This is a genomic window from Paenibacillus sp. PK3_47 (assembly GCF_023520895.1).
In the GTDB taxonomy this organism is placed as follows: Bacteria; Bacillota; Bacilli; order Paenibacillales; family Paenibacillaceae; genus Paenibacillus_AQ.
In genome coordinates this window covers 2,640,778-2,651,793 of the sequence record NZ_CP026029.1, presented here as the reverse complement: position 1 = coordinate 2,651,793, position 11,016 = coordinate 2,640,778, and the positions used below count along the sequence as shown (strand labels likewise).

Here is an 11,016-nt window from a genome sequence, read left to right as displayed (position 1 = left end):
AAGGTGCTGTGAATACACTTTGTTCAATAGTTTGCTTACTAAACGTTCAAAAATTCCATTTTAGGAGGATCAGTATGGACTGGGGCAGAGCAAAAAATGTGCTGATATACGCCTTTCTGGCACTGAATCTGCTGCTGTGTTATCAGCTGTGGATAGATTTGCGTGATCAGGCCAGCGCCAACCTGGACTTCACTTCCCTGTCTGCCGAGACACAGGCGGCCATGGATCAGAAGAACATCCGTGTGCTGTGTCCCATTCCGGCTGCTACACCGCAGCTTCCTGATATTACGTACCGCTATTCCGGAGAAGAGCAAAGCCAGCCCCCGGTTGAGCTGAAGGAGCCGGTCAACAGCAGCCTGATCTATTCTTCCTTCACCGATCTCAGCAATGCGCTGGCGGGACAGATCCCGGATATTGCCAATTACCGGTTTGATGCGCAGGAGAGCGAGCCCGGCAAATCCGTGCTGCATCCGCTTGTGGATAACAAATGGTCTCTGTTCAGGGTAAAGCTGGAGCTGATCAACAGTGACCAGAAAATTGTAGCCTACCGCTGGCCGCAGATAGAGATCGGACCGATGGGCAGCACAGAGGATGTGCAGAAGGTACTGCCGGCGTCGCAGGCGCTGAGCAGTTTAATAGAGAAGTATTTTCCGGTGAACTCGGTGGTCAAGGAAATTGAGCTCGGCTATTACGGCGAATTGTTCAATTCCGAGAGCCAGGTGGCATCGCCGATGTGGCGGTTCATTCTTGAGGACGGCAGCGCCTATTATGTGGATGCCATCAGCGCGGACATCATCAGTCCCAAGACAACAGAGTAGAAGGAGCAGGAGAGAAATATGGGGATTTCATTTACAGTACTGTCCAGTGGTTCTACCGGTAACGCGACGGTAGTCCGTAACGGGGAAACAACACTAATGATCGATGTCGGCTTCAGTGCCAAGCGGATGGATGAGCTGCTGGCCATGCGGGAGCTGACAGGTAAAGATATTGACGGCATTCTGGTGACGCATGAGCATTCTGATCACATTAAGGGACTCGGGGCTTTTGCGCGCAAATACGATCTTCCGATCTATGCCAACCTCAACACCTGGGGAGCGATTGAAAAAGGGATCGGAGCGATCGAGGAGCATAACCGGATTATTCTCGAGACCGGTCAGCATAAGGATTTTGGCAGTATGCGTGTAGAATCGTTCGCGATTTCCCATGATGCCGCGGAGCCGGTAGGCTATAATTTCTATGACGGTAAGGAGAAGCTGTGTGTAGCGACGGATCTGGGCTATGTCAGCGATAAAGTACGTACGGCCATAGAGGGTTCAGATGTGCTGGTCCTGGAGGCAAATCATGATATAGAGATGCTTAGAATGGGGCGTTATCCCTGGAATACCAAACGGCGGATTCTCGGCGATATGGGCCATCTCTCCAATGAAGCTGCCGGTGCGGCGCTCAGCGAAATTCTGACCGGGCGGACCAAGCGGACCTATCTTGCCCATCTGAGCCGGGATCATAACATGATGGACCTGGCCAAAATGTCTGTACGCGGGGCAATGGAGGACCGGGGCTGCTTTTATAAGGACAGTGAATTCAAATTATGCGACACCTATTATGACCGGCCTACGCCATGGGATAAGGTGAGCCAGTCATAAGCTGGTCGACTTCAGCAATTTTGTGCTCCAGCTCCTGGCGTGAGATCAGTCCTTTGTCAATCAGCAGCTCAATCATTGCGCTTTGGACAAGGACCAGATGATAATGTTCATCCTTCAGATCCCCAAGCTTGCTGATAAACTGCACGAGATCCATGCTTGTCGAAAAAGATTCCAAGGTAAGCCCTCCTGTACGGCCGAAGCCCGAGATGTAAAAAATTCGCATCACTATTCCGGCAGAAAAAATGCGGGTGATGCCTCAGCCTGTGATACAATTATATAGAACCGCCTTCAGGCGTAAGACATTGGCTCTTCTATTATTGTAGTCTTTTAAGTTGCAAAATATTCCGGATACAAGCTTATTCTTAATTCATATATTGCAAGAATCAAAGCCCCCTTGCGCTTACAAGACCTAATTTTGTGGTGAATGAATATAGTGAAACTTTTTAGAGCTTCCGGGAGTCTAAGAGATACAGAGGAAAGCTCGGGCGTGGTTGCTTGGCGTTCAGGTCTGAATGCAGCAGCAATAGAGGGGAGAGGATGTAACGGTGGGATTGTTTGATGATGATTTCTATTCAACCAAAGTACCGCGGCGCAGCAGCAGGGAGCAGGAGCCGCCGAAGGTTCTGACCAGCCGCAGCAAATGGACAGTGCGCAGATCACGGCGCGGCCTGTCTACATGGCAGGTATCGGTGATCAGTTCAGTGATCAGTGCGGTGGTTGCGGTGCTGCTGTTCAGTCTGGTAACAGGCCAGCTGAATCAGGAACAGGCACGGGAGACCCCGGTCATTGATAAGGTAACAGTAAGCAGCGGTGATCCGTATGACCGGATTATTCAGGCTGCGGCCCTAGCCCGTCCTGCAGTAGTGAGTATTATCAATCATAAAGAAGATAATGAGGAACTTAACATTCTCGATGAATCGGCACTGGGATCGGGAGTTATTTATAAAAAAGATGACAGCAAAGCTTTCATTATTACCAATAATCATGTCATTGAAGGATCAGGCAAGCTAGAGGTGGTTACCGTCGACGGTCAGACACATAAGGCTGAGCTTGTAGGTGCCGATAAGGTCAGCGATATTGCGGTACTCTCTATTAGTGCCAAGGGAATTACGTCTGTTGCCCAAATCGGCGATTCCTCCAAGGTCCGCCTGGGCGAGACTGTCATTGCGATCGGCAATCCGTTGGGGCTTGGCGATTCCCTGACCTCCGGAATTGTAAGCTTCACAGAGCGGCCTATTCCGGTATCCCTCAACCAGGACGGCGTCTATGACTGGGAGCAGGAGGTCATTCAGACTGACGCTGCAATCAATGAGGGCAACAGCGGCGGAGCGCTGGTCGATCTGGACGGCAAGGTGATCGGCATTAACACTATGAAAATTTCTGATACAGGCGTTGAAGGACTCGGTTTTGCCATTCCGGCCAACCATGTGATGGAGACTGCGGATGAGCTTGCAGCTAACGGAAGAATTGCCCGTTCCTATCTGGGCGTGTACACTGTGGATCTTAATAACCCGTACGTGCCGCTGGCCGAGGATCAGCGCAAGGAGCTCAAGCTGCCAAGCAGTGTGCAGGACGGTGCAGTCGTGCTGGATGCGGTGGGACCGGCTGAAGAGGCAGGCCTGCAACTCAACGATGTTATCATCAAGTTCGATGATGAGCCGATTACTTCTACACTGTCGCTGCGCAAGTACTTGTATGACCAGACCAAGATCGGAGACGATCTAAAGATAACGTATTACCGTAACGGTGAGATGAACCAGGTTACAGTCAAACTTCTTGAGAAGCCGGAAGAATAATAACCGGAACAGCGGTATATAATAGTGAAGCAGCAGAATGAAGTGAAGCGGTCCAGCCGCTCTTATAAATTTTTAGGAGCGGCCCGTTTCAACGTGAAATGAACAGGGTATATATAAAGTATAAGTCAGTACCACCTGTCCATTACGACCTGATAACCCTTACATTGGGAAGATGACCTAATAACGGAAAAACCGGAGAATTTCGGATGTCTGGCTTGCCTTTGTTATTCAGGTGTGGTAACATGTTAGTAATCATACATTTGATACCTAATTCTCGTATTGAAAAGGGCTGTCAATGGCATTACAACCTTTTTCAATGTGTGAATTTTTTCTTTGTTTGAAGATAAAAAGAACATATTAATTTAAATTTGTGGAGGTAACACACATGCAAACAGGTACAGTTAAATGGTTCAACGCAGAAAAAGGATTCGGATTCATCGAAGTTGAAGGCGGAAGCGACGTATTCGTACACTTCTCCGCAATCACTGGCGAAGGATTCAAAACTTTGGACGAAGGCCAACGCGTTGAATTCAACGTTGTTCAAGGCAACCGTGGACCACAAGCCGAAAACGTTGTAAAACTGTAATAATAGAAGATACCGTCCCGCTTGTGAAAGTTGGGACGGTCTTTTTTTATAAGATCAGCAGTATAATATACTGACCGATCAGAAAGAGCAACCGTACAACAGGATTTGACACATCTTAGAAGGGGCATCGGCAGATGCTTTTTTACGTATCAGGAGATGTATCTGGGTGACATAAAGGAAGGGAGGAACGGCAATGAACTACCGGAAGAAGCCTATGGAGGAAGTACCGGAGGAAAATACCGCAATTTGGGCCTGTACCAATGATGGATGTAACGGATGGATGAGGGATAACTTTGCCTTTGAAACTATACCTTCTTGCCGTCTCTGTCATGCTCCAATGGTCCGCAGCATGAAGATGCTGCCGCAACTGCTCAATTCCAACGGCGATCTTAAATCGCTGAAAAAGGGTATTTCCATTACCTGACCAATGCCTTTATGAGTCAAGACGCTATATAAATACGATGAACAAATCCGAGACGGTTAAACCGTCTTATTTTTTTTGCTTTCTTTACGTTATATTGTGATATTTGTCACAAATTTATTGCTTTTTAGGTCAAAACGGGATGTTTTATGTGATAAATATCACACTTCAGCCGCTGCTTTTTTGACAGAATAGACATATTGAATAGGGAGAAAGAAGGGGAAGAAAAAATGGATGCAGTCATGCTGTCGCGCATACAATTTGCGTCTACAACAATTTTTCATTATTTCTTTGTACCGGTGTCTATTGGTCTGGCGCTCCTGATTGCGATCATGGAGACAATGTATGTCAGAAAAGGCAATGAAGAGTACAAAAGAATGGCACAGTTCTGGGGGAAGCTTTTCCTGATTAACTTTGCGGTAGGTGTAGTAACAGGGATCCTGCAGGAGTTCCAGTTCGGAATGAACTGGTCGGATTATTCCCGTTTTGTGGGTGATGTATTTGGAGCTCCGCTGGCCATTGAAGCGCTGCTGGCCTTTTTCCTGGAGAGCACATTTATCGGACTCTGGATTTTCGGCTGGGATAAGGTATCCAAGAAGATCCATCTGCTGTCCATCTGGCTGGTAGCCTTCGGAACAATGCTGTCGGCATTCTGGATTCTGGCAGCTAACTCTTTTATGCAGCATCCGGTAGGCTTTGCTATTAATAACGGTCGGGCTGAAATGAATGATTTCTTTGCGCTGATTACGAACGGACAACTGCTGGTGGAATTCCCGCATACCGTGCTCGCTGCTTATGCGACTGGCGCCTTCCTGGTAACAGGGATCAGCGCCTACAAAATGCTCAAGAAGCAGGACGTTCCTTTTTTCAGAAAATCTTTTGAAATTGCCGCAATTGTCGGGATCGTATCTTCCATCGGAGTGGCTGTGGCCGGACATGCTCAAGCACAGTACCTGGTAGAGACCCAACCGATGAAGATGGCTGCTTCCGAAGGGCTATGGGAAGATAGCGGTGACCCGGCGGCCTGGACCGTCAGTGCTTTTATTGATCCTGAGAATAAATCCAATTCCGGTGAGATCAAAATTCCATATCTGCTGAGCTTCCTGTCCTACAGTAAATTCTCCGGTGATGTTAAAGGGATGAACACGCTGCAGGCAGAGTATGAACAACAGTATGGCCCGGGTAACTATATTCCGCCTGTACGGACCACGTTCTGGAGCTTCCGGATTATGGTGCTCGCAGGTACACTAATGATCGTGCTTGGCCTGTATGCGATGTATCTGATGTGGCGCAAAAAGATGGAGCGTCCGAACACCTGGTTCCTGCGGTTTATGCTCTGGGGGCTGCTGCTTCCGCCAATCGCCAATACTTCAGGCTGGATTATGACAGAGATCGGGCGCCAGCCGTGGACGGTATTCGGCTTAATGACAACAGAAGACAGTGTGTCTCCTAACGTTTCGGCCGGTTCGATCCTGTTCTCTGTAATTACTTTTAATGCAATTTACGCAATATTGGGTGCTGTACTGATCGGATTGTTCATCAAGGTTATCAAAAAAGGCCCTTATGCCATGGATCACGATCACGGTGAATCACATGATCCGTACACTAAGGAGGGATCGCATGCTTTCTCTTAATGAATTGTGGTTTGTGCTGATTGCAGTGTTATTTATCGGCTTCTTCTTTCTGGAGGGCTTCGATTTCGGTGTCGGAATGGAAACACAGATTCTGGCCAAAAATGACACAGAACGCCGGGTACTCATCAACTCCATCGGTCCGTTCTGGGATGCGAATGAAGTATGGCTGCTGACTGGCGCGGGTGCGATGTTCGCGGCGTTCCCGGAGTGGTATGCCACACTGTTCAGCGGATTCTATATCCCGTTTGTCTTCGCACTGCTTGCGCTGATTGCACGCGGCGTAGCCTTTGAATTCAGAGGCAAACGTGACTCGCTGGCCTGGAAAAGAACCTGGGATGCCTGCATTTTCTTCGGCAGCTTTCTCCCGCCGTTCCTGCTGGCCGTAGTGTTCGCGAGCTTCATCAAGGGGCTGCCGATAGACGGCGAAATGCAAATGTATGCCGGATTCTTTGATATCGTAAATGTGTATACAGTTGTAGCAGGAATTACAGTGGTCATGCTCTGTCTGGTACACGGCTTGATGTTCACCACGCTCCGTACGACCGGCGATCTTCAGCTCCGGGCGCGCAAGCTGGCCAAGAAGCTGCTGCTCCCGCTGGCTGCGCTGCTGGTTGCCTTTGTTGTGATGACCTACTACATGACAGATATCTTCGAGCACCGCGGAGCACTGCTTATGGTGCTGGTTATTCTGGGCATTGCTGCCTTTGTTCTGTCGGGTTATTTCATGACTAAGAAAAAAGACGGCTGGGCTTTCGGAATGACCGGGGCGGTTATGGCACTGTCGGTACTGTCCATCTTCGTAGGACTGTTCCCGCGTGTGATGATCAGCTCGATCGATGCCGCGTTCAGCTTGACGATTACGAATGCCGCTTCCGGGCACTATTCCCTTAAAGTAATGACGATTGTAGCGCTGACGCTGCTGCCGTTCGTGCTCGGATATCAAATCTGGAGCTATTTCATCTTCCACAAGCGGGTTCATGAAAAGGAGCATCTTGAATATTAATGGATAAAAATTTGCTTAGGGTTGCAGGAGTTAAGCCGGTCTTTCTGATCGTGGGCTTCCTTACCCTGGTGCAAAGCCTGTCCATTCTTCTGCTGGCCAAATCGCTGGCGGAGGTTGTCTCTGCATTGTTTGCAGGAGCACCGCTGAAGGAACAAGGGGCTGATTCGCTCTTGTTCCTTCTTGCGTTTCTTGTCCGCCATGCCTGTGCCATGCTCATGAGCCGGGTCTCTTACCGGTTCGCGGAAGCCACCGGCAGCAGCATGCGGAGACAAATGATGGATAAGCTGTTCCAGCTGGGTCCGCGGCTTGCTGGGAGCCGGGGAACGGGAGATCTGGTCACACTTGTGCTCGAAGGAGTCACCAAATACCGTACCTATATTGAACTGATTATTCCACGGATGGTTGCGATGGGAATCACCCCTTGGCTGCTGCTGGTCTACATTTATATGCAGGATACAGCCAGCGGGGTCATTCTCACCCTGACGATGCCGATTATTGTAGTATTCATGATTCTGATTGGCGTGACGGCCCGCAAGCAGATGGACCGTCAGCTGAAGTCTTACCGTACATTATCCAATCATTTTGTGGATTCGCTGCGCGGACTGGAGACACTGAAGTTCCTCGGGCGCAGCCGCAGCCACAGCAAGAGTATTGCTGCTGTCAGCGACCGGTACCGTTCGGCAACGATGCGCACGCTGAGAGTGGCTTTTCTCTCTTCGTTCGCCATGGATTTTTTCACCATGCTGTCCGTGGCTTCGGTGGCGGTGAGCCTGGGCTTACGGCTTGTTAATGAAGAGATGACGCTGGTCACCGGATTGACCATTCTGATTCTGGCACCGGAATATTTCCTGCCGGTGAGGCTGGTGGGGGCGGACTTTCATGCCACACTGGACGGCAAGGAGGCTGGTGAAGCCATGACAAGCATTATTGAACGTGAAGCTGTGAAGGCGAAGGTGCTGGGAGCGGAGGGGCTCACAGAAAACGGGAACGTCCCTGCCGGCAAGACGGAGTTCACTTGGCAGCAAGACAGTGTGCTTAAGCTGGAGCAGGCCGGCGTGAAGTATGAGGAGGAAGGAATCCCGTCCCTTGAGGGGGTGAGCCTGGAATTCAGGGGCCATACCAAAATCGGAATCATCGGCGAGAGCGGGGCAGGCAAGTCAACACTGGTAGATATATTGGGCGGCTTTCTGCATCCAAGCTCGGGCAGCGTGACGCTGAACGGGCAGCGCCTCAGTGCCCTTACCGATGAGGAGTGGCGCAAACAGACCTCGTATATCCCGCAGAGTCCGTATATTTTTAGCGGAACGCTAAAAGATAATGTGCGGTTCTACTATCCTGAGGCATCGGACGAAGAGGTCGCACGCGTGGTCGCTGCCGCCGGGTTGTCCGGGCTGGCGGGCTCACTGCCGGATGGACTGGATGAAATGATTGGCGGAGGCGGCCGGACACTGAGCGGCGGACAGGAGCAAAGGGTCGCACTGGCCCGTGCACTGCTGAGCAGCCGTCCGGTGATGCTGCTGGATGAACCGACTGCGCATCTGGACATTGAGACCGAGTATGAGCTCAAGGAAACGATGCTGCCGCTGTTCGAAGGCAAGCTTGTCTTCCTGGCAACGCACCGCCTCCACTGGATGACCGACATGGATTGGATTGTTGTCATGCAGCAGGGGAAGGTGGCAGAAACCGGCACACACGAAGAACTGGTAGCGCGTAAAGGTGTTTATTATGAGCTGATTCAAGTGCAATGGGAGGGATTCCAGTGAAACGTGAAGGATGGTTTGCTCCTTATGTCTCCTCTTATTTCTGGCGGTTCCTGCTGATTATCGCGCTTGGGGCGCTGACCATATTCTCGGCTTCGTCATTGATGTATACTTCAGGCTTTCTGATCTCCAAGGCATCCACACCGCCGGAAAATATCCTGATGATCTATGTTCCGATCGTCGGCGTACGCACCTTCGGGACAAGCCGGGCCGTCATTCACTATGTGGAACGGCTGGTCTCCCATGATACGATTCTGAGAATTCTCTCCAGAATGCGCATCAGGCTCTATAACATTCTGGAACCGCAGGCACTGTTTCTGGCTTCCCGGTTCCGTACCGGAGATATTCTCGGCATGTTGGCCGATGACATTGAGTACCTGCAGAATGTATATCTGCGGACTGTCTTTCCCGGTATCATTGCGCTGCTGATCTATGGAGCGGCGGTAATCACACTGGGCACGTTCGACCTGGCCTTTGCACTGCTGATGGGACTGTACATGCTGGTGCTGGTGTTCGTGCTGCCGCTGATCTCACTGCTGCTGACGCAGAAGCGCCAGCGCCAGGTGAAGCAGGAACGCAACCGGCTCTACCAGAAGCTGACCGACGCCGTGCTTGGCATGGGCGACTGGGTCATCAGCGGACGGCAGAGCCAGTTCGTGGACACTTATGAAGCGGACGAGCAGGCTGTCGCCCGTACAGATGGCGCACTGCGCCGCTGGGCGCGGCTGCGCATGTTCATCGGCCAGGCCGTGGTCGGCCTCGCCGTATTGTCGATGATCTACTGGGCGGCCGGCCAATATGCAGACGGCGCTATCGCCGGAACGCTGATTGCCGCGTTCGTGCTGGTAGTGTTCCCGGTAGCTGATGCCTTCCTGCCGGTCTCGGATGCGGTGGAGAAAATTCCGCAGTACAGGAATTCTCTTGAGCGTCTGGAGGGCGTTGAAAAGGGAGGCAGTGGTGTGCCCGCTGCTGCTGCAAGTTCGGCAGAGATAAGCGCTAAGGCGGACGCTGCAATCAGCAGTATCCAAGCAGACGGAAAGGCGCATATCCGGATTACAGATGCAGGTTACCGCTATGGAGCCGGAGATGACTGGTCAATCCAGGGACTGAATCTCGACATTCCGCAGGGACGCAAAGTTGCCATTATCGGGCGCAGCGGCGCAGGTAAATCCACACTGCTGAAGGTCATTCAAGGTGTAATCACCCCGTCCAGCGGATCCGCGCAGCTTAATGGCGTAGATACTTCCGCCTTCGGGGATAAGATCCCGCAGCTCATCGCCGTGCTGAACCAGAGCCCTCACCTGTTCGACACTACGGTAGCGAACAACATCCGCCTCGGTGATCCGGAGGCGTCGGATGAAGCCGTGAAGCGGGCAGCGGAGCTGGCTAAGCTGGATACCCTGATCTCCTCGCTGCCGGAAGGCTACAATACTCCGGTACGCGAAGCCGGACAGCGTTTCTCCGGCGGTGAACGCCAGCGGATGGCGCTGGCGCGTATCCTGCTGCAGAATACGCCGGTTGTTGTGCTCGATGAGCCTACGGTAGGGCTTGATCCGCGCACTGAGCGTGAGCTGCTGTCCACCATGTTCGAGGCCATGGCCGGCAAGACGCTTGTCTGGGTGACCCATCATCTGGTGGGAGCCGAAAGAATGGACGAGATTATTTTTATGGAGAACGGAAAAATCGAAATGCGCGGCACCCATGCCGAACTGCTGGCCAGGGAGCCGCGCTACCGCAAGCTGTATGAGCTGGACCGGCCGGGTTACTCCGGAAATGCAGCAGCGGGACAATAATACTGTACCAGGAATGAAGAAGAAGCTCTTTCGCCCGCCGGGGCCGGAAAGAGCTTCTTTTTATATAAGTGATGCCAAGCTGCCAACTATCGGATGCGCCAGGCAATCTAGTTGGAATTTCTCCATTTAATTAATGCTTAACCCTCCGTATTTAGATGTTAGTAGGAAAAACTCCACTAAAACTACTGAATTCGTCTCTAGAGAGGTGAAAAAGCCTATATTAACTGGAGTATTTCCAACTAATTGAGGTAAATAATGAAAAGTGGTGAAATTAAGTGGAGAAAATCCACTAGACATGCATACAAACTTACATGGGAGCTAAACCAAACCGAAAGTAATAATTTTACAGTAAGCTTTGTGGACTCAACGAAAAAAGAACA

General features: G+C 51.1%; 10 protein-coding genes. 9 read left to right on the top strand and 1 reads right to left on the bottom strand.

Annotation, left to right across the window (positions count from 1 at the left end):
• Positions 1-74 precede the first annotated feature (74 nt).
• Positions 75-818 (top strand): two-component system regulatory protein YycI, encoded by a 744-nt coding sequence (gene yycI / locus C2I18_RS11875; RefSeq protein ID WP_249901380.1) that lies wholly within the window; start codon positions 75-77, stop codon positions 816-818.
• 18 nt (positions 819-836) lie between these two features.
• Entirely contained in the window at positions 837-1,643 is an 807-nt protein-coding gene (locus C2I18_RS11870; protein WP_249901379.1) for an MBL fold metallo-hydrolase, read from the top strand.
• Here C2I18_RS11870 and C2I18_RS11865 read toward each other — a convergent pair.
• Entirely contained in the window at positions 1,612-1,818 is a 207-nt protein-coding gene (locus C2I18_RS11865) for a hypothetical protein (RefSeq protein WP_249901378.1), read from the bottom strand. The two genes, C2I18_RS11870 and C2I18_RS11865, sit on opposite strands and share 32 nt — an antisense overlap.
• A 370-nt stretch (positions 1,819-2,188) precedes the next feature.
• Here C2I18_RS11865 and C2I18_RS11860 point away from each other — a divergent pair, with 370 nt between their 5' ends.
• The 7 genes from C2I18_RS11860 to cydC all read left to right on the top strand — a co-directional run bounded on the left by C2I18_RS11860 (position 2,189) and on the right by cydC (position 10,636).
• Complete coding sequence (locus C2I18_RS11860) at positions 2,189-3,439, top strand: S1C family serine protease (protein ID WP_249901377.1); 1,251 nt, start codon at positions 2,189-2,191, stop codon at positions 3,437-3,439.
• A 385-nt stretch (positions 3,440-3,824) separates the two neighbouring features.
• Positions 3,825-4,025 (top strand): cold-shock protein, encoded by a 201-nt coding sequence (locus tag C2I18_RS11855; protein WP_039878010.1) that lies wholly within the window; start codon positions 3,825-3,827, stop codon positions 4,023-4,025.
• Between the two features lie 193 nt (positions 4,026-4,218).
• Complete coding sequence (locus tag C2I18_RS11850) at positions 4,219-4,449, top strand: cold-shock protein (protein WP_249901376.1); 231 nt, start codon at positions 4,219-4,221, stop codon at positions 4,447-4,449.
• Between the two features lie 227 nt (positions 4,450-4,676).
• Positions 4,677-6,080 carry a cytochrome ubiquinol oxidase subunit I gene (locus C2I18_RS11845; protein WP_249902093.1) on the top strand — a complete coding sequence of 468 codons (1,404 nt, stop codon included), beginning with the start codon at positions 4,677-4,679 and terminating at the stop codon, positions 6,078-6,080.
• Positions 6,067-7,083, top strand: coding sequence for a cytochrome d ubiquinol oxidase subunit II (gene cydB / locus C2I18_RS11840; RefSeq protein ID WP_249901375.1), 1,017 nt, complete (start codon positions 6,067-6,069; stop codon positions 7,081-7,083). The genes C2I18_RS11845 and cydB overlap by 14 nt, the downstream gene beginning before the upstream one ends.
• Positions 7,083-8,846 carry a thiol reductant ABC exporter subunit CydD gene (cydD, locus tag C2I18_RS11835; protein WP_249901374.1) on the top strand — a complete coding sequence of 588 codons (1,764 nt, stop codon included), beginning with the start codon at positions 7,083-7,085 and terminating at the stop codon, positions 8,844-8,846. Before cydB ends, cydD begins: the two co-directional genes overlap by 1 nt.
• Positions 8,843-10,636 carry a thiol reductant ABC exporter subunit CydC gene (gene cydC, locus C2I18_RS11830; protein ID WP_249901373.1) on the top strand — a complete coding sequence of 598 codons (1,794 nt, stop codon included), beginning with the start codon at positions 8,843-8,845 and terminating at the stop codon, positions 10,634-10,636. The genes cydD and cydC overlap by 4 nt, the downstream gene beginning before the upstream one ends.
• Positions 10,637-11,016: the final 380 nt, after the last annotated feature.